The 18,134-nt window shown below is 66.6% G+C and carries 35 protein-coding genes; 3 read left to right on the top strand and 32 right to left on the bottom strand.

Translation table 11 applies throughout. The features are described from left to right. The coding region (locus tag ACIQMR_RS35515) for a DUF5753 domain-containing protein (RefSeq protein ID WP_401396500.1) at window positions 1-747 on the top strand (747 nt) is incomplete at its 5' end. Beyond that, window positions 744-950, top strand: a complete 207-nt coding sequence (locus tag ACIQMR_RS35510) for a DUF397 domain-containing protein (protein WP_401396497.1) — start codon at window positions 744-746, stop codon at window positions 948-950. The genes ACIQMR_RS35515 and ACIQMR_RS35510, both read left to right, overlap by 4 nt. A 68-nt stretch (window positions 951-1,018) precedes the next feature. Here the strand turns inward: ACIQMR_RS35510 and ACIQMR_RS35505 are convergent, their stop codons facing one another. From ACIQMR_RS35505 to ACIQMR_RS35445, 13 genes are all read right to left on the bottom strand, one after another. After that, complete coding sequence (locus tag ACIQMR_RS35505) at window positions 1,019-1,216, bottom strand: hypothetical protein (RefSeq protein WP_401396494.1); 198 nt, start codon at window positions 1,214-1,216, stop codon at window positions 1,019-1,021. A gap of 10 nt (window positions 1,217-1,226) precedes the next feature. Next, window positions 1,227-1,958: a hypothetical protein gene (locus tag ACIQMR_RS35500; RefSeq protein ID WP_401396491.1), complete on the bottom strand. Its 732-nt coding sequence runs from the start codon at window positions 1,956-1,958 to the stop codon at window positions 1,227-1,229. Between the two features lie 80 nt (window positions 1,959-2,038). After that, the gene (locus tag ACIQMR_RS35495) at window positions 2,039-2,371 is read right to left on the bottom strand and encodes a hypothetical protein (protein ID WP_401396488.1); all 333 of its coding nucleotides are present in this window, start codon (window positions 2,369-2,371) and stop codon (window positions 2,039-2,041) included. Between the two features lie 93 nt (window positions 2,372-2,464). Next, window positions 2,465-2,641: a hypothetical protein gene (locus ACIQMR_RS35490; RefSeq protein WP_401396486.1), complete on the bottom strand. Its 177-nt coding sequence runs from the start codon at window positions 2,639-2,641 to the stop codon at window positions 2,465-2,467. After that, window positions 2,638-2,787 (bottom strand): hypothetical protein, encoded by a 150-nt coding sequence (locus ACIQMR_RS35485; protein ID WP_401396483.1) that lies wholly within the window; start codon window positions 2,785-2,787, stop codon window positions 2,638-2,640. Before ACIQMR_RS35485 ends, ACIQMR_RS35490 begins: the two co-directional genes overlap by 4 nt. 5 nt (window positions 2,788-2,792) lie before the next feature. Next, the gene (locus tag ACIQMR_RS35480) at window positions 2,793-2,984 is read right to left on the bottom strand and encodes a hypothetical protein (RefSeq protein WP_401396480.1); all 192 of its coding nucleotides are present in this window, start codon (window positions 2,982-2,984) and stop codon (window positions 2,793-2,795) included. Between the two features lie 78 nt (window positions 2,985-3,062). Then, on the bottom strand, window positions 3,063-3,719 hold the full coding sequence (locus tag ACIQMR_RS35475) for a hypothetical protein (protein ID WP_401396477.1): 657 nt from the start codon (window positions 3,717-3,719) through the stop codon (window positions 3,063-3,065). 275 nt (window positions 3,720-3,994) lie between these two features. Then, on the bottom strand, window positions 3,995-4,798 hold the full coding sequence (locus ACIQMR_RS35470) for a hypothetical protein (RefSeq protein ID WP_401396475.1): 804 nt from the start codon (window positions 4,796-4,798) through the stop codon (window positions 3,995-3,997). 113 nt (window positions 4,799-4,911) lie between these two features. Beyond that, window positions 4,912-5,076 carry a hypothetical protein gene (locus tag ACIQMR_RS35465; protein ID WP_401396473.1) on the bottom strand — a complete coding sequence of 55 codons (165 nt, stop codon included), beginning with the start codon at window positions 5,074-5,076 and terminating at the stop codon, window positions 4,912-4,914. 156 nt (window positions 5,077-5,232) lie between these two features. Further along, complete coding sequence (locus ACIQMR_RS35460) at window positions 5,233-5,547, bottom strand: hypothetical protein (protein ID WP_401396471.1); 315 nt, start codon at window positions 5,545-5,547, stop codon at window positions 5,233-5,235. Between the two features lie 5 nt (window positions 5,548-5,552). Then, window positions 5,553-6,110, bottom strand: coding sequence for a hypothetical protein (locus ACIQMR_RS35455; protein ID WP_401396468.1), 558 nt, complete (start codon window positions 6,108-6,110; stop codon window positions 5,553-5,555). A 39-nt stretch (window positions 6,111-6,149) separates the two neighbouring features. Continuing rightward, on the bottom strand, window positions 6,150-6,293 hold the full coding sequence (locus ACIQMR_RS35450) for a hypothetical protein (protein ID WP_401396466.1): 144 nt from the start codon (window positions 6,291-6,293) through the stop codon (window positions 6,150-6,152). A gap of 25 nt (window positions 6,294-6,318) precedes the next feature. After that, window positions 6,319-7,080, bottom strand: a complete 762-nt coding sequence (locus ACIQMR_RS35445; RefSeq protein WP_401396463.1) for a sigma-70 family RNA polymerase sigma factor — start codon at window positions 7,078-7,080, stop codon at window positions 6,319-6,321. Window positions 7,081-7,726: 646 nt separating this feature from the next. On the opposite strand from ACIQMR_RS35445, the gene ACIQMR_RS35440 reads away from it, so the two are divergent. Beyond that, on the top strand, window positions 7,727-7,888 hold the full coding sequence (locus ACIQMR_RS35440; protein WP_401396460.1) for a hypothetical protein: 162 nt from the start codon (window positions 7,727-7,729) through the stop codon (window positions 7,886-7,888). Window positions 7,889-8,155: 267 nt separating this feature from the next. Here ACIQMR_RS35440 and ACIQMR_RS35435 read toward each other — a convergent pair whose 3' ends face one another. The 19 genes from ACIQMR_RS35435 to ACIQMR_RS35345 all read right to left on the bottom strand — a co-directional run bounded on the left by ACIQMR_RS35435 (window position 8,156) and on the right by ACIQMR_RS35345 (window position 18,082). After that, the gene (locus ACIQMR_RS35435; protein ID WP_401396457.1) at window positions 8,156-8,443 is read right to left on the bottom strand and encodes an HNH endonuclease; all 288 of its coding nucleotides are present in this window, start codon (window positions 8,441-8,443) and stop codon (window positions 8,156-8,158) included. A gap of 101 nt (window positions 8,444-8,544) precedes the next feature. Further along, window positions 8,545-10,470: a DNA polymerase gene (locus ACIQMR_RS35430; RefSeq protein ID WP_401396454.1), complete on the bottom strand. Its 1,926-nt coding sequence runs from the start codon at window positions 10,468-10,470 to the stop codon at window positions 8,545-8,547. Continuing rightward, window positions 10,467-12,968 carry a phage/plasmid primase, P4 family gene (locus ACIQMR_RS35425; RefSeq protein WP_401396451.1) on the bottom strand — a complete coding sequence of 834 codons (2,502 nt, stop codon included), beginning with the start codon at window positions 12,966-12,968 and terminating at the stop codon, window positions 10,467-10,469. The genes ACIQMR_RS35430 and ACIQMR_RS35425 overlap by 4 nt, the downstream gene beginning before the upstream one ends. A gap of 76 nt (window positions 12,969-13,044) precedes the next feature. Continuing rightward, window positions 13,045-13,248 carry a hypothetical protein gene (locus tag ACIQMR_RS35420; protein WP_401396448.1) on the bottom strand — a complete coding sequence of 68 codons (204 nt, stop codon included), beginning with the start codon at window positions 13,246-13,248 and terminating at the stop codon, window positions 13,045-13,047. Continuing rightward, on the bottom strand, window positions 13,245-13,652 hold the full coding sequence (locus tag ACIQMR_RS35415; RefSeq protein WP_401396446.1) for a hypothetical protein: 408 nt from the start codon (window positions 13,650-13,652) through the stop codon (window positions 13,245-13,247). The genes ACIQMR_RS35420 and ACIQMR_RS35415 overlap by 4 nt, the downstream gene beginning before the upstream one ends. Then, the gene (locus ACIQMR_RS35410) at window positions 13,630-13,878 is read right to left on the bottom strand and encodes a hypothetical protein (protein ID WP_401396443.1); all 249 of its coding nucleotides are present in this window, start codon (window positions 13,876-13,878) and stop codon (window positions 13,630-13,632) included. Before ACIQMR_RS35410 ends, ACIQMR_RS35415 begins: the two co-directional genes overlap by 23 nt. Window positions 13,879-14,014: 136 nt before the next feature. Continuing rightward, a complete protein-coding gene (locus ACIQMR_RS35405) occupies window positions 14,015-14,290 on the bottom strand; it encodes a hypothetical protein (protein ID WP_401396440.1) in 276 nt (91 codons plus the stop codon). A gap of 80 nt (window positions 14,291-14,370) precedes the next feature. After that, on the bottom strand, window positions 14,371-14,685 hold the full coding sequence (locus tag ACIQMR_RS35400; RefSeq protein WP_401396437.1) for a hypothetical protein: 315 nt from the start codon (window positions 14,683-14,685) through the stop codon (window positions 14,371-14,373). After that, window positions 14,678-14,890 carry a hypothetical protein gene (locus tag ACIQMR_RS35395; RefSeq protein ID WP_401396434.1) on the bottom strand — a complete coding sequence of 71 codons (213 nt, stop codon included), beginning with the start codon at window positions 14,888-14,890 and terminating at the stop codon, window positions 14,678-14,680. The genes ACIQMR_RS35400 and ACIQMR_RS35395 overlap by 8 nt, the downstream gene beginning before the upstream one ends. A gap of 9 nt (window positions 14,891-14,899) precedes the next feature. Continuing rightward, a complete protein-coding gene (locus tag ACIQMR_RS35390; protein ID WP_401396432.1) occupies window positions 14,900-15,091 on the bottom strand; it encodes a hypothetical protein in 192 nt (63 codons plus the stop codon). Continuing rightward, window positions 15,088-15,264: a hypothetical protein gene (locus ACIQMR_RS35385; RefSeq protein WP_401396429.1), complete on the bottom strand. Its 177-nt coding sequence runs from the start codon at window positions 15,262-15,264 to the stop codon at window positions 15,088-15,090. The genes ACIQMR_RS35390 and ACIQMR_RS35385 overlap by 4 nt, the downstream gene beginning before the upstream one ends. After that, on the bottom strand, window positions 15,261-15,500 hold the full coding sequence (locus tag ACIQMR_RS35380) for a hypothetical protein (protein ID WP_401396427.1): 240 nt from the start codon (window positions 15,498-15,500) through the stop codon (window positions 15,261-15,263). Before ACIQMR_RS35380 ends, ACIQMR_RS35385 begins: the two co-directional genes overlap by 4 nt. After that, window positions 15,482-15,769, bottom strand: a complete 288-nt coding sequence (locus ACIQMR_RS35375) for a hypothetical protein (protein WP_401396425.1) — start codon at window positions 15,767-15,769, stop codon at window positions 15,482-15,484. The genes ACIQMR_RS35380 and ACIQMR_RS35375 overlap by 19 nt, the downstream gene beginning before the upstream one ends. Then, window positions 15,769-15,996, bottom strand: a complete 228-nt coding sequence (locus tag ACIQMR_RS35370; protein WP_401396422.1) for a hypothetical protein — start codon at window positions 15,994-15,996, stop codon at window positions 15,769-15,771. The genes ACIQMR_RS35375 and ACIQMR_RS35370 overlap by 1 nt, the downstream gene beginning before the upstream one ends. Then, window positions 15,996-16,190, bottom strand: coding sequence for a hypothetical protein (locus tag ACIQMR_RS35365; protein WP_401396420.1), 195 nt, complete (start codon window positions 16,188-16,190; stop codon window positions 15,996-15,998). Before ACIQMR_RS35365 ends, ACIQMR_RS35370 begins: the two co-directional genes overlap by 1 nt. Beyond that, window positions 16,187-16,399 carry a hypothetical protein gene (locus ACIQMR_RS35360; protein WP_401396417.1) on the bottom strand — a complete coding sequence of 71 codons (213 nt, stop codon included), beginning with the start codon at window positions 16,397-16,399 and terminating at the stop codon, window positions 16,187-16,189. Before ACIQMR_RS35360 ends, ACIQMR_RS35365 begins: the two co-directional genes overlap by 4 nt. Before the next feature lie 360 nt (window positions 16,400-16,759). Further along, window positions 16,760-17,323, bottom strand: a complete 564-nt coding sequence (locus tag ACIQMR_RS35355) for a phiSA1p31-related protein (RefSeq protein ID WP_401396414.1) — start codon at window positions 17,321-17,323, stop codon at window positions 16,760-16,762. Next, on the bottom strand, window positions 17,320-17,589 hold the full coding sequence (locus ACIQMR_RS35350; RefSeq protein ID WP_401396411.1) for a hypothetical protein: 270 nt from the start codon (window positions 17,587-17,589) through the stop codon (window positions 17,320-17,322). Before ACIQMR_RS35350 ends, ACIQMR_RS35355 begins: the two co-directional genes overlap by 4 nt. Beyond that, window positions 17,582-18,082, bottom strand: a complete 501-nt coding sequence (locus ACIQMR_RS35345) for a DNA (cytosine-5-)-methyltransferase (protein ID WP_401396409.1) — start codon at window positions 18,080-18,082, stop codon at window positions 17,582-17,584. The genes ACIQMR_RS35350 and ACIQMR_RS35345 overlap by 8 nt, the downstream gene beginning before the upstream one ends. Window positions 18,083-18,134 lie beyond the last annotated feature (52 nt).

Raw genomic sequence — 18,134 nt, 5'->3', positions numbered from 1 at the left:
CTGCCGGCCGCGAAGGTGAGCCGCATCGAGACGGCCCGGATCGGCGTCAAGGCGGACGACCTGGACGCGCTCCTGGACCTCTACGGAGTCGACGACGTGGCCAAACGCGCACTCCTCCACAGCCTCTCCAGGGAGGGCTCCAAGCGCGGTTGGTGGCAGCCGTACCGCGACACCATCACGCCGGCGTATGCGGACCTCATCAGCCTGGAGGCTGAGGCGTCGTCCTTCAGCAGCTACCAGACGTCGCTCATTCCGGGCCTCCTTCAGGCTCCGGCATACGCTCGCGCGACGATCAGCGCGTTGAACGTGGCGCTGTCTGCGGATCAGGTGTCGGCCCTCGTTGACGTGCGCACCGCGCGACAGTCGGTCCTCACCCGTCCGGAGCCGCTGGAGCTGTGGGCGATCGTCCACGAGGCGGCGCTCCATCCGCGGCTGACGGCGCCCGGAGCGATGCGTGATCAGCTGCAGCATCTCTTGGACCGTCGCGACCTGCCGAACGTCTCGATACAGGTGTTGCCGCTCAACGCGGAGCCCCACCCTGGCCTTCAGGGTCCTTTCACCGTGATTGGATTTCCTGAGTCTGCGGACCTGGACGTCGCTCTACTGGAGAGCCTGACAGCCATGCTCTACGTGGAGGACCCCGGGGACGTGGCGACGTACCGGAACGCGTTCGAGCACCTTCGGGCTACGGCCCTCCCGCTCGAAGCGTCAGCCGACCTCATCAAGCAAGTGAAGGACAACCTATGATCATCCCCAACTCCTCCACTGCCGGCCTGGCGTGGACGAAGAGCAGCTACTCCGGCGCGCAGGGCGATTGCGTGGAGGTCGCCCACGACGTGGCCGGCGCGATGCCGGTGCGTGACTCGAAGCGGACCGCGGGACCGGCAATCGTCTTCGCAGACAGCGGGTGGGGCGTCTTCGTCGACGCCCTGAAGCGCGGAGACGTGTAGCCTGCAACGCAAAGAGCCCCCTCCGATGTACCCGGAGGGGGCTCTCTTGTGTGTCAGTTGCCGTTGGGTTACCGCCGTTCCGCCTCGTCGGCGGCGCGGAGAAGGGCGGCCGCCAGCTCACGCGCTTGCGCGGGTGCCAGGTAGGCCCGTTCTGCACCTTCCACCATTACCGACCCGTCAGGGCCCAGACTGTGGGATCCCGCCGCTACCGCGACCGTCTCGAACGGTCCTAGCCCGCCGTCGATATCTTCGAGCTTGAACTCCATCACTCTCTCCTCACACGCTGACGGGTCGACGAGCCTTCACACTCTGGCACTCCCGCATGTCGACGAGCACGCTGTTCGCCGTCGGACCGGGGTACGCCTTGACCTTCCCCTGCGCCTTCCAGCCGCGGACAGTCTCCGGTGCCACGTCCAGAGCCTCCGCAACCTCCGCGTAGGTGCTCAGGATCGGCTTCTCCGGGGCGCTGATGGGCTCGTCCGCCTCGTCCTTCGCCGGCTCCATGACGGGCTCCTCAGCGGGCGCCTGGACCTCCTGCGCGGGTGCCTCGCGCGGAACGTCGGCCGGCAACTCCGTTGGGGGGTCGATGTGCAGGACGTGGGCGGCGACCAACGGCGGAACGGCGGAGACAACGATCACGACCAATGCCCGCGCTCCCGTTGCGCCAGTTGTCAGCACGTGTTCCGCGATCTGCGCGGCCGTTGCCATGAACAACGCCAGAAGGGCGCCCCACGTTGCGTTGCGGGAACGTCGTTTCGCCTCCGCTTCCAGCGGCGTTCCGACGGCGTTGCGCGCTGCCTCCTTCTGCGACTTCGAAACGCTCGCGCCGATCGCGGCGTAGAGACTCAGAACGGCAGGCATCAGCCACGCAACGCTCTCGTCCCAGCCGGCCATGATTGCCAGCTCGTACTCCCCCGGTGCGGACAACGCCAGGGCGGCATACAGAACGGCCGTCTGACCGTGTTTACGTGCGGCCCTCACGTGCCAGGGCAGTCGGGTGGTAGTCATGGCTCCTCAGATCGTGTGCGTGGATTGTGGGTACGGGTGGAGCCCCTGTCTCCGCAATTGACAGGGGCTCCGGAGCGACGTCAGATGTCCAGGCGACGCGCGATCCGCTCACGGGTGATCAGAATGCTGTACTGGTACAGGCGTCCGTCCTCGTCGCGGGTCTCAGCGCATCCACCGTCCAGGATGAACCTGATGCGGCGCCGGAGGGCCTCGTCCGTCATCGCCTTCAGCGCCCTCACGACGGGGCGGGTGTCGTAGTGCTCGCTCGGGTCGATGTGCATCCCGGTCCGTCGCGGCGCCTCGTCGGTGAGAGTGTCGACGGTGACAACGTCCTGCGACAGCGCGGCCTCCATGTCGGCGATGCACTCGTCCGTACCCAGTTCGCGGATGAGGTCCATGACCATCGGGTTCATTCTCGGCTCCTTCGCTAGTCCTTCGCGGTCAGATGACTATGACACAGTTGTGTCGGCCACCACAACCCCTAACGCCAACCTCCGCTAGTCGACTTACGGAGCTTCCGCGATCAGCGCCACGAGCGCTCCCCCAGGCAACGTCACGACGTGCCCTCTGCGGACCCTCGTGACCTCGTCCCCGCGCCTCACGGCCTGGCGGAGGAAGTGGCGCTGTGCCACGTCGTCGACGAGGACGGAGGATCCGCGCTCGAAGGTCACGCGGTACGTCACGCCGCCTCCTGGCGGACGCCGGCGTCGTCGCGGCTGGTCTGCCAGTCGCGCGACTCCCGCGCGGCTTCGCGGTCCGCCTGCGCGCGTCGGATGAGCTCGTCGGCCGTGGCGTTCGCGTCGTCCGCGGGGTGAGTGGTCGATTCCATGGCCGTCACCGGGCCTTCGCCGCGGAGGCAAGCGTGACGTAGGTGGTGCGGGACAGCGCGACCTTCTCCCCGCGCTGCAGCGCGCGAGAGGCGACGGTGTAGTCCTCCAGCGCCTCCGCCATGTCGTCGAAGCCCTCCGACGTGGCGATGCCCTCAGCGGTCGTGGTGGTGACGTAGTAGCGCTCTTCGAACTGCATCGTTCCTTCTCCGTCGTGAGTGCCAAACGTTGATGAAGGAGCCCCCGCGACCGCAATTCGCAGGGGCTCCAGGGCGGTTCAGCAAATGGTGAGCTGCTCCGCGGCTTCCTCCGTCGCGTAGTGACCCGGGGCTACCTCCACGAGATAGCTGGGAATCTCCGCCGTAAAGCGGACCTTCGGGAGCGGCTTCAGACTCGCGGCCCACGGGGACGTGTGGGAGTGGCAGGTCCCACGCTCCGCGCGACGGACGATGTTGCGGGCGTCCTTCGCGGCTTCCTTCAGTAGCCACGACCCGGGACTCTTTTTCGCCTTCAGCTCCGCCGCTTCCGCAGCCGCGATGAAGGTGGGCAGGTTGGCGCGGCGTGCGTCAACGATCGTCGCCTTTACGGCCTTCGTGTGCGCCGCCTCCAACTGCTTCACGGTCCCCGTGCGCTCCGTGCGGACGACGTGAGCGACGCCGGCGACGGTGATCGTCGTCTCGCGGTACTGAACAGTCTCGCCCGCGACCTCCTCCGCGGCCTTCGGATCGAACCACTCAACATCCTTGCGACTGTACGTGATCTTGCTGCCCGACTCTGAGTTGCCCGGAGCGTCGACGTACACGTGAACCGTGTCGTACAGGGTGTTGTAACCGACCAGTACGCCAGTCCAATTCGTGTGCTCAGCAAGGTGCCCGGCGGAGAACCGAACCACGCGACGGCCCTTGATGTCTTCGGCGGTGGGGATCGTCTCCATGGCTACTCCTTCATCAGTCCTTCGCGGTAAGGCAACTATGACACAGTTATGTCGGCCGACACAACTACTGCGGGCGAATTCCCTTCAGCGGCTTTACGAGCCGTCGCCACGAGGTCCGCTCCCGCCGGCGCTGAGCGCGACGGGCGGCCGTGCGCGACTTCCCCGGTGCCTGCCCGCAGCACGAGCAGTCCCGTCCTCCCGGGCCGTCGGGACAGAAGCGTCCGAGCATGCGCATGGCGTCTCCTCGGTTCGAAGGGTGAGTGATGTGTGGCTGGTCAGACGCGCTTCAGGAGCGAGAACCCCGTCCCGCTCCCCTCACACGTCTGCAGGACGAGGGCGGCTCCGCCGAAGTCGGGGATGGACCCGCCCTGACGGTTCAGTCGCTTGTGGCCGTACACCTTGTAGGTGCCGGCGAGCGGGCCGGAGATCACGCGGACCGTGCGGCCGACGGGGACGCGGCTCAGCCACTGGTAGCCCATGTAGTTGTGACCGGCCAGGATGTTCCCGGCGTACATCGTCAGGTGGCCGTCGTCGATGCACGACTGAGCAAACCCAGTGCAGTTCTTGTAGAACGAGATCCGGACGTCCGCGGGCGGCTTCGCTATCGGGTGCTTCTTCGCCGGCATCTTCGACGGGGTGGCGACGCGCTCCGTGGGACGGGCTGTCGGACGGAGCTGCTTCCGCTCCCCCGCGCGGGTCGTGTTCGTCGACGGGCGAACCGTGGGCTCCGGCTTGTAGGGCTCCACGGGGCCGCGGGAGACGACCCACGGGGCAGGCGCCATGGGCGGGTTGGTGGTCTCCGTCGACTCCAGGGACTGCAGGCTGAAGATGGAGACGGCGACGGCACAGGCGGTGACGAGCGCGGATCGGAGACAGCTCACGCCGCGCTTCGCCCGCTCCGGGGCGGGCTCCACGACGGCGGCCCAGACGATGTGACCGTCCTCCGTCAGGATGCGGTAGGGCTGGAGCACGTCCTCATAGTCGATCTCGTCCAGGATGCCGGTGACTCCGACGAGGACGCGCCCCGGATTGTCGGTGATCTTGACGCGGTCGCCGGCCGTCAGCTTCGTTGCGGACATGGCTGCTCCTTCGACGGAGGTTGTGTGGGTGCTTCGAGTGCCCCGCCGCGGATTCGAACCGCGCGCCCGGGTGCTGGGGGCACCGTGTGGGCTTGCCTATGCGGGGCGAAGTGCTACGCGTAGCGCTTGCGGTAGACCATGTTCGACGCGAGCAACTCCCGACCCTGCGGGCTGCGGACGTAGCGCTCAGCCCCGAACCGACGCTTCATGTCGCCCTGGAGCGTCATGCCGTACCGGTGCGTGCGGAGGAACGTCCGCCTCATCGTCTTCGTCTTCATGTCTCCTCCTCCGCCGGACCCTCCGTGAGTCTCTGGCGTGACTCGACTATGACAGGTTCTGTCGGCCGACACAACCCCTACCCGTCAACCTCCGCTAGTCGACTTACGGAGCTACGCGAAGAGGCCCGGAGCAAGTCGCCCCGGGCCTCCGGCTCGTCAGCTCCCGCCGGCGAGAAACTCCGCCATGCGGATCAGGTCTGACGCGTCGTACTGCGTGCCGCGCAGGAGCTCTCTCGCGCGGGAGACGAAGGCTTCGCGGTCCGGCGCTTCGGCGTCTTCCGTCGACGGCGGGACGATCGGTTCCACGTCAGCGCACCACCAATCTGTGCGGTCGTCGAATTCGACGAGGTACGGCTGCTCGTCCGTGTCGACCTTCAGCAGCTTCCCGACGCGACCGATGTTCTCGTCCCCCTCGTATTCGTAGGTGTTCCGGATGACGCGAACCTCGTCTCCGACCTTGATGTCCGCCATCGTCGTCACTCCCCCGCCAGGAATCGAGCGAACTCCAGGACAGCCGACGCCGGGGCCAGTTCGCCCGCCAGTCGGCGCGCCTCCTCCAGGAGGGCTACGCGGTCCGGGGCAACGGAGGAAGGAGCGTCGGCCGCCTTCAGGGGCTCGTCGACGACCTTCTCCACCTTGTTCGGGTCGAAGGCCCATTCCCCGGGCTGCAGCCCGCCCCGGTCCGTGTACACGCTGTGCGGGCTGATGCTTCGGACCGTGAAGACGTCGCCGGCCCTGACGTTGGCACCGTCCGCCCGTTCGTACAGGACGCGCACCCGGTCGCCGGCCTTGATGGCCTGTGCCGCGTCGTCGTCGGCCTGAACCTTCAGCTCCGGGTCCTCTCCCCCGTCGATCCCGTCGGCCAGGGCGAGCAGTCCGCGGGCGAAGGTGCGGGCCTTCGCAGAGGAAAGGGATACAGCATCTACCCTCTCGTCGCCGAAGTACGTGTCCACGTGCACGCTGTCCCCGACGACGTGCGCCTTCAGGAAGTCGCGGGGCTCCCAGCGGCACTGTGCACGGAATGTCTCCGTCATGTTCTCTCCTCAGCTCGTTCTCGAAGCTCCGCTAGTCGACTAGCGGAGGTCGTTCAGGTCGTCGGCGTGGAGCTCTTCGAGCTCGTCGACGGCGTAGCGCACGTCGTCGCCCCACAGGGCGGCTTCGTCAGGGCGGACTCCCTGAACGTCGTAGGCGTCCAGGGACGGCAGTCGTCGGGTCATGGTCGGTCTCCTAGTCGTGGGTGCTTCACGCAGCGATGTTGCGGAACTTGGCGATTTCCTGAGCGCGGGCGACTCCGCGGCTACGGAGAAGGCGGACCTGTGCGGGCGTCACTCCCAGCGCGAAGCCGGTAGCGGAGTCCTCCTGACGCTGCATCTGAATCCCGTAGTAGGACCGGAGCGCGAAGGCTTGACGCGGAGCGATCGAGTCGAGCAGGTAGCGCGCCAGGTCGCGGCGCTCCGTGGCGGACGTGAAGTCGCTGGAGGCGTCCGGGATGGTGTCCGCGAGGGTCGCCCCGTCAGCGTCGTCCGCCAGCGGCGCTTCCAGCGACTCCGCGCCCATCAGGGCGTCGATGGCCGACATGAAGCGCTCACGGCTCACGATGTTGCCGCTCTCCACGCCGGCGTTGATCGACTCCCACGCCTCGTCGATGGAGCCACTGGACTCCCACAGCGCGTGCTTCACGCGGAGGACGATGGACGGGTCCACCGTCAGGGCGCTGCTCGTGCGCGTCCACTCTTCCGCTACCGCCCGCCGCACCGCGCGGTGCGCGTAGGTGTAGAGCTGAGCGGAGCTGGAGGACGACTCGTAGCGGTGCACGTGCTGGATCAGGACGGCGCGCGCTTCCTGGAGCAAATCCTCCACGTCGTCCGGGCCGGCAGCGGGGGCCGCTGAGCGGACCGCACTCCGGAGCATCGGCTCGTATGCACTGATGATCTCCCACATGGCGTCCTGGTCTCCGCCCTGGGCCGCGACGATCTGAGTGTCCGTAACCGATGCAGTGGTCATGTCGTTCTCCTCGTGTGTGCTTCGCGGTGTGACTGAGTTATGGGGCGTAGGGCGGAGAATGTGTCGGGTGACTTTTGTGACCTGGACCACAGAGTGTGATCCGAACTTAGGCATGACTGGCTTACTCGCCGGTAGCTGTGCTTCAATGAGCGCGCGAGATTCACGCGGCAGGGTCGAAGAAGCCCCCGTCCCTCGCAGGAACGGGGGCTGTATCTCCGCTAGTCGACTTGCGGAGGTCAGATCTTCAGGTCGTGGACCGGAACACCCATCGCCGTCGCGACGTCGACGTCAGCGCAAGCGGTGGAACACGTCTCCCAGTCGGGTGTGCGGAACAGCTCCGTCACAGCTGTCCAGTTGAAGCCCTGACACTGCGCCGTTACCGCTCCGACGAAGCCGGCGAGCTCTGCTAGGTCTCCGCGCTGCTCTGGCGTGCCCTGTGGGCCAGTCAGCATGATCAATGCATCCCCCCGGGGATAGGGGCCGGCTCCTCCCCCTCCCATATCGAGAGGGCCCGGTCCATAGAAGCGATGACGCCGCGAACGACCGCGATTGCGTACGGAAGATTCACAGCGCCTCTGTTGAGTTCTCGCTGTAGAGCGCTCCGGGCCTCGTCCAGGGCCGTGCGCTCAGTCGGGCGGGATGGTCCGTGCGTCGCCTGCCGGCCTGTTCCGTCCTCATCCACTCCGGGCTGTCGGCGGCCCGGCATGGTTACTGCGTCGCCGTAGGCGGACACCATCTGACGGAGCTCTGCGAGATCACGTTCGAGCGTGTCCATCAGGGCTTCGAGTCGTTGTCCATCTGCGACTGAATCAGGACTGTAGGTCACCAAACCTCCACGGGCAATTGCCAAGAGTCCGAAACATGTTCACTGTTACCGCGGGTATGTACCGGTTTGCCCACCATGGAAGATCTTCACGAGGCTGGGTTTATGTCGGCCGACCTACTTCACCTGCGGTTATGTCGGTCGGCACAAATGAGCCTTCAACGATTCCCGTTATGGAACCGTTACCTTGTGAAGGACATGTGTGGGCGTGTCGCGTGCTTCGCGAATCCGGAACGTACCCGTCAGGTGGCGCTACGTAGCTGTCCACTCTCTGAGAACCTGCAGCCAGGAGCCCCAATCCAGGTCTGACTTCAGGCGGTTGCAGTCCTGACACGCGGGGGCCAGGTTGAACCACTCGTGAACGCCGCCCCTCGCAAGGGGAATGATGTGGTCCGCCTCCGCGCGTACAACCTTTCCGTCGAAGGCGGAGTCACAGTAGGCACAGGCGAACTCCTCTGACTCCTCCCACCGTCGCGCTGTGTCACTTAGGGAGGGGCCGTGCGGGGGCTCCGGAGGCCGGAAGGACGGCGTGATGCGCATGGGACGGATCACCGGGCGGACGTCGGTCGGGCGCTTTTCCGCCAGACGCCGGCCAACACCGGAGCCCCGCCGCACAGTTGGCGGCGGGGCCGTCATGCGCGTCACTTGCGTCGCTCCTCCGCGGCGCGCGCCTCGTCCGGATGCGCCGCGTACCACGGGTCATGCTCGATCATCGTCTCCGCCTTCTTCATGTAGAGAGAGCCCCAGCTCCTGCCGCCGACCTCCGGGGCCGTTTCGAGCGGGACGCCGAAGAAGTCCATCGCCATGGCCTCCCCCACTTCCCTCGCGACGTCGTCCGCGATGTCGTCCGGGGCGCAGCCAAGCGCCTCGTCATGGATCGGCAGAAGGAGGTACTCCGTCAGGCCCCTGTCGTCCATGTCGATCAGGGCCTGACACAGGACGTCCCGGGCCGTCGACTGGACGGCGTAGTTCGTCGCCGCGTACACCCGGTCGCGGTCCAGCGGCAGCCGCCGGCCGACGGGCGTCCATACGATGTAACCGTCAGCGCGGGCTTCACGCTGCAGCTTCGACGAGTACCGCTTGATGCCGCGATACGTGCGGTCGTAGGCGCCGATGGCCTTCTTCACGTCGGGGAGCGGGGCTCCGGTCTGGCGGCTGAGCGTCAACGCGCCTCCGCCGTACACCTTTCCGAAGCCGACTCCCTTGCACAGCTTCCGGTGGAAGCTCGTGTAGTCGGGGCCGTAGATGAGCTCCGCCGTGAAGCCGTGGAGGTCCCGCCCCTCCGCGATGGCGCGCTTCATGACGCTCTCGTCCGCCAGGGCCGCCAGGACGCGCATTTCCACCGCGGAGTAGTCCACGGAGAAGATGCGGTGCCCGACGTCGGGGAGGATCGCCCGACGGATGGTCCAGTCTCCCGACGGGAGTTGCTGGAAGGGCGGCCCGGCGACGGACATGCGAGCTGTCCGAGCCTGGAGTGAGTTGATCTTCGCGTGAACGCGACCATCGGAGTCCAGGTCATCCCGCATCGGGATCCCGTAGGACGTCCGCCACTTCCCTGCCCGCTTTGACCGGAGGACAGCGTCCGCGAGCAGGTTCGGCTTCCTAGTCCCGCGCGGCTGCCAGTTCTGGTCCAGGTCGGCCAGGTCCAGAAGGATGCTCTTATCGACCTTCAGAGCTCCGCTGTCAGTGGTCTCCGTTAGCGTCTCCCCCATGCCAACAAGGGCTTCGGACACCTGCTTCGGAGCGTTGACGGACGTTACGCCGTATTCCTTCGCCCGGTCCGCATGGAGGGTCGCCTCCTCCTGCAGCCGGTCGACGAGAGTGCGGACGTAGCCCTGGTCGACGAGCATTCCGCGGCGCTCCATCTTCGCGCACACGAGCATGACCCGGTGTTCGAAGTCGACGAGGCGCTGCGGTACGCCTGCGTCCGCGAGTCGCTTACGGAGAATGGGAAGGAGCCGAGACACGAGGATCGCGTCAAGGCCGGCGTACTGGAGGTAGGTCGGGTGGTTGATGTCGATTTTCGCCCACCCCGTCGCCTTCGTCTCCCCGATGGAGCGGAAGACGGCAGTCAAGTCGCCCTGCGTGTCCGGCGCCGACGGGTCGACGTCTCGCGCGCAGAGCTCCTTCAGGGCAAGTCCGTACCCTCCCTCGTGTTTGGGTCGCGGATCGAACAGGTGAGCGATAATCTTTGAGTCCGTCACCTTCGGTGCCAGCGTCGCCAGCGGTACCCGAAGGTGGCGGTCCAGGACGAGGAGGTCGAACGGTGCATTGTGGAACACGAGGAGCGGCAACGTCAGGAGCGCCCACCGGGCCGCCTCCTGCATCTCCGGTCGAGCCTCCGTCTGAAGGACCCACGCGTTCCGCGCGTCGCCGAACTGCACCGTGCGAAGGCGGTATGTCGGAGAGAACGTCTGGAGCCCGCTGGTTTCTGTGTCGGAGCCGATCATCTCGCCGGCCGACGCCTTCTGCTCCACCCACATGCGGAACTCGTCCAGGTCCGCAGCCGTCTCCGGAACGCGAGTCATGGTCTCTTCGCCTGCGACGGTGTACGGGAAGTACTTCACGCCGTTGCCTCCTCTCGTGCCTGCCCGAAGATGTCTGTCGCGGCGTCCGGCTCTTCCGGCGCCTCGTCCTCGTCGACGGCCTCCGCAAGTCGACTTGCGGACGTCTGCTCCGCGTCCGTCATGAGCCGGATCCCGTTGAATCCCCATGCCTTCCGGCGCCTGTCCTTCGCGAAGCCGCGGGACTCCAGCTCCACGCCCAGCGCCCAGCCGGAGAGCACTTCCTTCCGACTGAGCCCGGCGTCCTCCGCCCACTCCGCGTAGGCCCGACGGATGGCCATCGGAGCGACGCGAGCGCCGTCCTCCTGGACGAGGCGGGCGGCGATGAACTCCGCCAGCCGGTCCTCAGATTCGCGGTAGTCCTGCGTCGCGGACTGAACCGACGTCGGCTCCTCCAGGCCGCTCGCGTACCACTCCTGCGCGCCGCGGACTGCCCACGCCAGGATTCCCTCCGCCTCGTCCCGCAGCTTCGCAGGGAGAGACGTGTCCGCCGTCGAACCGCGTCGGAACGTGGCTTCGAAGGGGATGAGCTTCACCCGGCGCCAGACACCCAGATCCTGCGACAGGATCGCCGGCTTGTAGTTGCCGGCGACGAGGAGCAGGAACGACGGAACGTAGGTGAACGGATTCTGATTCAGGAAGCGACACGTCACCGGGTCGCCGCCAGTCAGTTGCTTCACGAGGGCCTCCGCAAGACGGCTGTACTTCTCCGTCTCCGACGCCGTCACGAGCCGCGCCCCGCGGAGGGATGCGAGCTCCGGCGACGCCTGGCCGACGGCCGTGCGCTGCTCGAAGGTGGAGAACTCCGTCGACTTCGTGACGCCGCGGAAGACGTGGAGGATCGCGTCCAGGAACACGCTCTTGCCGTTGCTCCCTTGGCCGTGCATGAAGGCAAAGCACTGCTCAGCCGTCGATCCCGTGATCCCGTAGCCGACGAGCCGCCGCATGTACGCAGGGAGTTCCGGGTGGTTGGGGAAGATCTCCGTCAGGAACGCCTCCCACCGGGCCGCCGGAGCATCCGGGCGGTACGCGACGTCAAGCCGCTTCGTGATCATGTCTGTCGGAGTGTGCGGGTGGATCTGCCCGGTGCGGAGGTTGATCGTTCCGTTCGCCACGGAGATCAGTTCCGGGTGGGCGTCGAAGTCTTCCGCCTTCGCCGGCACTCCGGGCACCGACGGCAGCTCCTTCAGAATCCCTTCGATGTGTCGGTTGGTCAGAGCCTTCAGCGCGAGACGGCGCTCGAAGTCCGTCCCGTCCGCGATCATCTCCGCGCCCATGCGGTGAAGTGCTTCCCGGACCGTGCTGTCGCCAGAGACCCAGATCTTCCCGTCCCAGACGAGGTAGCCCAGTCCGCGGGCGTACCTCACTCCCCCACCCGTGCGGCGCATGTAGTCGCGCAGACGGACGGCCAGGCCGACGTCAGTGGCGTCGAACATCTCGCGCGCGTTCGCGGACATCGTCTGAAGGGCGGCGTCTGTACCCGCCTCCTCCACATCCGACGAGGCGGCAGACTTCTCCGCGGGCTGCTCCAGCTCCACGACCACGGCCGCGCGAACGGCAGCGTGGAGAGCCGTCGGGAAGTTCTCCGTGTCACGCTCCCGCCAGTCCGTCAGGTCGTCCCCGTCGTGCGGGATCTCCAGACGACGAACCATGACACCGGCCCGAACGAGAGCCACGGCCAACGCGTCGTTGAATCCCCTGCCGCCGTTGTCACGGTCGCCGGCCATCACGACGTCCAGTCCTTGCAGCCCGGTCGCCAGTTCCGCCACGAGGGCGGCGTTCCGGGCCAGCCCTGCGCCGCGGATGGCCACGGAGTCATAGCCCGCACCGACGGCCGTCAGAGCGTCCCCGGGGCCCTCACAGATCAGGACCGTGTCGAAGCCGGCGCCCGATCGCAGGACGCCGTACTTCGCCCACGTTCGCCCTTCCACGTTCGTCAGGCCGACCCAGCGAGCGGGGCACTTGCCAGAGAGGTCCCGTCCCTGAAGGCCACGGATCACGCCGTCGAAACCAGCGAAGGGGACGGTCACCCGCGGGTACCGAGTGAAGCCCCGGGAGAGCCACGGCTGAGGGCGCGCCCCTCGTGCGCAGTAGCCAACGCCCAGATCTTCCGCCAGCTCCGCCGTCACGCCAAAGCGGTCGAACAGGTAGTTGCGTGCCGCCTCTGCGTCGTCGGCGTCCAGCGCCTCCGTTGTCTCGTCGACGAACACCCGAAGACCCGCGATCTCAGCGACGCCTATGGCCTCCGGTGCCTTCGCGCTGACGGTCTTCGAGCCCTGGCCGTCGACGTCGAAGAGGTCCGACAGGGTCAGGTCCAGCTTCCGCCGGATCTTCTCCGGGTCGCAGCCAGTCCGACAGACGATCAGGAGCTTCCCGTTCTCCTTCAGCGTGAGCTTCAACGACGGGTGGTTCTGGTCGTTGTGCACTGGGCACAACGCAAGGTAGCCGTCGTGGTCCTCCTCCACTCCGTCCAGGCGCGCCAGGATGTCCGTCAGCTTCAAGGTCTCTCCCCTCTCTCATGCATGCCGAAGGGGCGCCCCGGAGGACGCCCCTGTCGGTCAGTGTTCGGTTGTTGGGCTACTCGTCTTCGTCGTAGTCCTCGTAGGTGACGGACGTGACGCCGCCCGACGTCAGGTAGTTGCCCGCGTGCTTGTCCCCGCGGGCGAGTGCGTGCCACACCCAGCCCTGTGCGTCGCGATCGGACATCTCTCCTCCCTCGTACTCGTCTCCGTCGGGGTAGACGGTGAGAGTCCCTGAGAACTCGATGACTGCCTGTTTCACGCTGCCTCCCGCAGTTCCTCGTCGATGTCGAACCAGCGGCCGAAGTCGGCGTCCTGGAGCGCCTCCTCCATGATCTTCAGCCGGTTTATCAGCCGCACGTCCGTGGCCAGATCCCGCACGACGTAGGCGTCACGCGTACCCTTCATGCGGCGCTTCACGACGGCGCAGCCGAACGGGGCGCCGGCGTGTATGGCCTCCCGGTTGGCCTGTGCGATGTAGGAGGAGAGGGTGATCTCCTTCTCTGCCTTCGCCTCCAGGGCGTGGAGGTAGTAGCCGTCGATGTCCCCGATGTCCTTCGAGCCCATCTGAACGTTGCGACGGGCCGCGGGATTGTGCTTCTCGCGGAGGTAGGCGACGACGTCCGACTCCCAGGCGGTGCCCTTAGCCTTGCTCGGGTTCGCCATCAGCACCGCCTCTCACCACGAAGAGGATGTCCGCCAGGAAGTTGCCGATGCCAGGCCAGTCCTTCGCGGCCTTCGCCTTCAGATCGGCGACCACCTGCTTCCGGACGGCCCACTCGATGGACTCCACGACCCATGCGTCCCGGTACGCCTTGTCGCGCCAACCCTCGAAGATCTCCCATGCTTCGGGGCTGATCTCGTAGTTCTCGCCGTCGATGACCATCGTCATCCGCGCTCCGCCTCCCTCATGAACTCCTCCGTCAGCCAGGGCCACGAGGCGTAAACACAGCGGGGCCGGTCGAAATCGACCGGCTCCGTGTCAGGCTGTGGCCATACGCGCTGAAGACCTTCCTCCAGCGGGTGCTTCATGGGCCCTCCTCCTCCCGTTTCACCCAGACCTCGTAGAGGAGGCTGTCCTCCGCGCGGTCGACGAGCTGCGGCTCGTCTTCCACGACGGCCGACTTCCCGTCGAAGCAGAGGACGTTCTCCGTTGCGGCCTTCGCCCTGATGTACGCCGCGTGGTGGGCCAGTGCGGCGTGAACCTGTGCCGGCGTCGGGCAGTTGATGAGGCGGGCGACGATCTCCGAGTAGGTCGCATCCGCCTCCACGGTCGGTGCCAGACGCTGCTCAGGGACGGTCATGAATCCTCCTGTGGTTGGTTCCATGCCGGGTGAGAGCGCCGATACTTGAAACTATGACGACAGTTCGCATGTGAGCTGCATCACACCCTTTCGGCCCACACGCGGGATCCGAACTCAGGCCCAGAACGGACGAGCGTGTCGCCCATGCGCGCGGTGAACTCGTCCCCGTCAGGTCCCCTGAACGTCAGCACCAGCGGCGGCGTGCGCCAGTCGACCATCTCGTAGCCCGTCGGCCGCAGGAACCAGTAGGTGTCTGCGATGTTCCCGGCAAGGTCCAGTCTGTGCCTGTCCGGGTCCCGCGCGTAGGACACGCTGATGTGTCGGGGCGGCAGCTCCTGCTTCGGCCTCCGTCTGCGGAAGAGCCTCACGAAGCTACCGCCCTTCCACTCAGGCATTCGTGAGCACCCCTCCCGGTCCGCCGGCGTCGACGTGCGTCAGCCCGCAGGGTGCGCCGAACTCGCCCGACTCGATGACGCCGTCCCCTTCGTGGCGACGGATGGAGGCGAGCCGCTCCTGCGCGTCGACCTCTTCGAGGTACGGGCCCCACGTCGTACCCTCCGGGTAGCGGAAGGCTTCCTTCGTCTGTACTACGCGGTACATGGACGCTCCTCAGAAGATCGTGTGTCGCACGTCGAAGTGCACGCCGCGGGACAGAAGGCCGGTGATGTACGACACGGCGTCCAGCTCCTCGCCGTCGGTGAAGCTCCGGTGCCCGGCTTCACGCTTGCCGACGGTCTCCGGCTCGTCGCGGCCGTACTCCTCCGGGTCGCCGTCGTAGGTGTAGACGTCGATGTAGCTCACTGCGTCTCCTCGAACTCGTCGAAGGCGCGGTTCAGCATCCGCTTCGCCTTCACCAGCGTTGGGTGTGCCTCGTGCGGCAGGCAGTCCAGGGACTCCAGGAAGTCCGCGGCCTCGTCCGGCGTCAGGTAGAGGCAGATCTTGTGTTCCTTGCGCGGGCGGAAGTAGGACCTCATTCGTCGTCCTCCTCGTCGCCCCAGTAATCGCCGAACGACAGGGCGCTGTCGACATCCCCCTGTACGTAGTGGACCCAGCGGGTCTCCACGGCCTTCACGTCCGGGTCTACCCGAAGGTCGGCAACGCACCGTTCCACGTTGTCGGGGTACACGTCGTCCTCGCTGCCGCTCTTCCAGCGGATGGATACGCGGTGGGTGCCACCGTCGAAGACGCCCATCAGTTCACGTCCTCCCATGTGGTGTGTGCCTTCTGGATCCGGCACGAGACGACGCCGCTGCGCATCATGCGCACCTTCTCTTCTGTCTCCGGATCCCAGTAGTCGACGTAGCCCAGCGACGTCCGCTGTCCGCGAGCGGCGCCGATGGAGTTGTACGGGCCGAAGAACCGCGTCCGTGTCTCGTCGGTATCCACCCACCTACGGAGCTCGTCGTCCCACTCCCGCTCCTTCTCTACGAGCCGGATGCGGAACACTTCGTCGTCGTCACCGACCATCTGCCGCGCCATCAGGCCCCCTCGTAGATCTCAGGAGTGCCGTCCGGCTTGCGGGTCTCCTCCCACTCGTCGCCCAGCTCGATCGAGAACGGACGCCCCCACCCGGAGCACTGAGCGCAGATGCCGGGAACACCCTGGTTCAGCGCCTCTTCGAGGATCAACTCCGGATCGGTCTCGTCAGTCTCGATCGTGAGCGTCGCGCTCGCGTAGCCGTTCAGCGGGATGGTGTATTTGGCCACTACCTCTCCTCTCGATTCATCACGTGCACGAGTGCCCCGCGCTTCAGCGCCACGCCAACGGCCTCCCAGTACTTCGGGAAGTCGCGGCGCGACGTCGCTGCGGGGCGGATGTAGATCAGGTCACCGGGGCCGGCGTCACGGACGTCGCCCAGCGCGGGGGCGTTGGCGTCGTCGATCAGGTGGACGGCGCTCACTCGTCCTCACCCCGCCGCAGGTACTTGCCCTCGTTCTCCGTGACCCACTTGAAGAACTCGTCCACGGCGTCCTGATCCCGGAACTTCGCCAGGCTGTGGAAGACGGATCCGTTGACGGTACAGAGCCACTTGCCCTTTCGACCCGGGACGGAGCTAACGACAAGTTGTCGTCCGGGCAGGCCGTTGCGGCGCTCGTCTGTGGCGCTCACTGCTCCTCCAGGCTCTCCGTCGGCAGGCGTACTGCCCGGAAGTCGTCCCCTGGCCGTCCCGGATCTCCCAGAGATCCGCGCGCCAGATGATGTAGCCGTCGTCGTCACACAGCTCGAAGCCGTCGACGCGGGCGGCCCAGATTGCCGCCTCGATCGCAGCCGCGTGCGCGTCAATGCTCTGTGCCACGTCTCCTCCCTCTCCTCAGTACGGCATCGGGCGCCCTGACGGCGTCCGGGTGTCGATCGGCGCGGGTGGACGTGGCGCCGGCTGCGGTTGCTTCTGGATCTGTTTGGCCATGAGTCCTCCTACGCCGAAAGCCCCCGGGACCGAAGTCACCGGGGGCTGAGGGGTTGTGAATGTCAGTTGTCGACGCGCTCCAGCGGACCGTGGTTGTCTACGACGGAGGACATCAGCGGGCTGTACCTGCTGACGTCGTCCCAGTTGTAGTAGCCGTACTCACCGCGGACCCCCGTGTCGAAGCGCTTGAACTTCCAGACGTCGCCGTCGGTGTCGCGGTAGCTCGCCGTCAGGTCGTATGTCACACCGCCGTGCGTGTAGGTGTCCGGAGCAGGCTCGTCCACCTTCCGGAGCGCGTTCTCCGTCGGCGTCATGTGCGTGCCGTTGGCCTTCTCCACGACCCAGATGGCCGTGTCGTGGTGCTCCGACTTGAACGGGCCGGCCACGAGCCTGACGCGGGTGCCCGGGTAGCTGAAGACGGCACCGGGGAAGTAGTCCGCCTCGTCGCCGACGGCGAACGCGGGGAACGCAGTCAGCGCCTCCACGTTCACAACGCGCTCGCGACCGTTGCCGAATCGCGTCAGATACGCCGTCTCGATGAACGCTCCGCGGAACGGGCCGTAGGTGATCTCCCCGGCACCGTAAGCGCGATGGTTCACCTTGTCGCCAGCCTTGAACTCCGTCACTTCGCCTCCGCCTCTCCGATCACGACGACGTGCTCCGCGCTGACCTTCTGCGCCGCGAGCGTCTTGCGCGCGATGAAGCCGGAGTCACGGCCCGTCGGGCGAACCTTCAGCATGGGGACGACACGTCCCGTGGACTTGTCGCTCATCGTCTCCAGGACGATGGCTTCGCTGTTGCGGACGACGTTGCCCTGTCGGGTCGGGTACGCGATGACGACTCCCGGGCGGATCTCCGCGCCCGTGAAGTCAGTGAGTCGGGCTTTACCCATCTGTGCTCTCCTCCGTGAGTGCCTTCTTCAGTTGCTCCCGAAGGAACCCGAAGGCGTGGTGTGCCTGCTGTGGGCAGACGCCGTTTCCGATACGGCCGATCTGCTCTTCACGCGTGAGGTCCGGGACGTCGGTGACCCACCCATCGGGTAGGCCCATCATCCACTCAGCGAACTTCGGGGCCAGCTTCAAGCCGCCCCGCGGGCCGCGCACCAGCGGCACCGGGGCCTGTCGGCCCATGAAAACTTCCCACCGGTAGACGCAGGTGGCGAACTCGCCCCACCATTCGGCCGGCGAATGCGGCCCGTCGTCGGCGACGTCGTCCGGGTCGACGTTCAGGAGGAAACAGACTTCGTCCTCCAGGGTCGGCCCGTGTCCTCCAGCCTTGCGCTTGTCCGGATGCTGCGCGCTTCCGTTCGATGCCAGGTTCGCCGTCGGCGTCTTGAAGATCTTCTCCGCCTTCTCCCGCGGGAAGAGACGCGCGAGCGCAGTCACGAGGTCGTCTCCACCGGACCCTTCCCGGTCCCGCTTAGCGAAGTCCGGGCCG

Source organism: Streptomyces sp. NPDC091376 (genome assembly GCF_044757085.1).
In the GTDB taxonomy this organism is placed as follows: Bacteria; Actinomycetota; Actinomycetes; order Streptomycetales; family Streptomycetaceae; genus Streptomyces; species Streptomyces pratisoli.
This window is presented reverse-complemented; position numbering and strand designations above follow the sequence as displayed.

What these genes read in the sequence shown, in the direction of transcription:
- ACIQMR_RS35510 (WP_401396497.1), top strand. Translation starts at nt 744, where the DNA reads ATGATCATCCCCAACTCCTCCACTGCCGGCCTGGCGTGGACGAAGAGC.
- ACIQMR_RS35505 (WP_401396494.1), bottom strand. Translation starts at nt 1,216, where the DNA reads ATGGAGTTCAAGCTCGAAGATATCGACGGCGGGCTAGGACCGTTCGAG.
- ACIQMR_RS35500 (WP_401396491.1), bottom strand. Translation starts at nt 1,958, where the DNA reads ATGACTACCACCCGACTGCCCTGGCACGTGAGGGCCGCACGTAAACAC.
- ACIQMR_RS35495 (WP_401396488.1), bottom strand. Translation starts at nt 2,371, where the DNA reads ATGAACCCGATGGTCATGGACCTCATCCGCGAACTGGGTACGGACGAG.
- ACIQMR_RS35485 (WP_401396483.1), bottom strand. Translation starts at nt 2,787, where the DNA reads ATGGAATCGACCACTCACCCCGCGGACGACGCGAACGCCACGGCCGAC.
- ACIQMR_RS35480 (WP_401396480.1), bottom strand. Translation starts at nt 2,984, where the DNA reads ATGCAGTTCGAAGAGCGCTACTACGTCACCACCACGACCGCTGAGGGC.
- ACIQMR_RS35475 (WP_401396477.1), bottom strand. Translation starts at nt 3,719, where the DNA reads ATGGAGACGATCCCCACCGCCGAAGACATCAAGGGCCGTCGCGTGGTT.
- ACIQMR_RS35470 (WP_401396475.1), bottom strand. Translation starts at nt 4,798, where the DNA reads ATGTCCGCAACGAAGCTGACGGCCGGCGACCGCGTCAAGATCACCGAC.
- ACIQMR_RS35465 (WP_401396473.1), bottom strand. Translation starts at nt 5,076, where the DNA reads ATGAAGACGAAGACGATGAGGCGGACGTTCCTCCGCACGCACCGGTAC.
- ACIQMR_RS35460 (WP_401396471.1), bottom strand. Translation starts at nt 5,547, where the DNA reads ATGGCGGACATCAAGGTCGGAGACGAGGTTCGCGTCATCCGGAACACC.
- ACIQMR_RS35455 (WP_401396468.1), bottom strand. Translation starts at nt 6,110, where the DNA reads ATGACGGAGACATTCCGTGCACAGTGCCGCTGGGAGCCCCGCGACTTC.
- ACIQMR_RS35450 (WP_401396466.1), bottom strand. Translation starts at nt 6,293, where the DNA reads ATGACCCGACGACTGCCGTCCCTGGACGCCTACGACGTTCAGGGAGTC.
- ACIQMR_RS35445 (WP_401396463.1), bottom strand. Translation starts at nt 7,080, where the DNA reads ATGACCACTGCATCGGTTACGGACACTCAGATCGTCGCGGCCCAGGGC.
- ACIQMR_RS35435 (WP_401396457.1), bottom strand. Translation starts at nt 8,443, where the DNA reads ATGCGCATCACGCCGTCCTTCCGGCCTCCGGAGCCCCCGCACGGCCCC.
- ACIQMR_RS35415 (WP_401396446.1), bottom strand. Translation starts at nt 13,652, where the DNA reads ATGGCGAACCCGAGCAAGGCTAAGGGCACCGCCTGGGAGTCGGACGTC.
- ACIQMR_RS35410 (WP_401396443.1), bottom strand. Translation starts at nt 13,878, where the DNA reads ATGACGATGGTCATCGACGGCGAGAACTACGAGATCAGCCCCGAAGCA.
- ACIQMR_RS35405 (WP_401396440.1), bottom strand. Translation starts at nt 14,290, where the DNA reads ATGACCGTCCCTGAGCAGCGTCTGGCACCGACCGTGGAGGCGGATGCG.
- ACIQMR_RS35400 (WP_401396437.1), bottom strand. Translation starts at nt 14,685, where the DNA reads ATGCCTGAGTGGAAGGGCGGTAGCTTCGTGAGGCTCTTCCGCAGACGG.
- ACIQMR_RS35395 (WP_401396434.1), bottom strand. Translation starts at nt 14,890, where the DNA reads ATGTACCGCGTAGTACAGACGAAGGAAGCCTTCCGCTACCCGGAGGGT.
- ACIQMR_RS35385 (WP_401396429.1), bottom strand. Translation starts at nt 15,264, where the DNA reads ATGAGGTCCTACTTCCGCCCGCGCAAGGAACACAAGATCTGCCTCTAC.
- ACIQMR_RS35380 (WP_401396427.1), bottom strand. Translation starts at nt 15,500, where the DNA reads ATGGGAGGACGTGAACTGATGGGCGTCTTCGACGGTGGCACCCACCGC.
- ACIQMR_RS35375 (WP_401396425.1), bottom strand. Translation starts at nt 15,769, where the DNA reads ATGGCGCGGCAGATGGTCGGTGACGACGACGAAGTGTTCCGCATCCGG.
- ACIQMR_RS35350 (WP_401396411.1), bottom strand. Translation starts at nt 17,589, where the DNA reads ATGGGTAAAGCCCGACTCACTGACTTCACGGGCGCGGAGATCCGCCCG.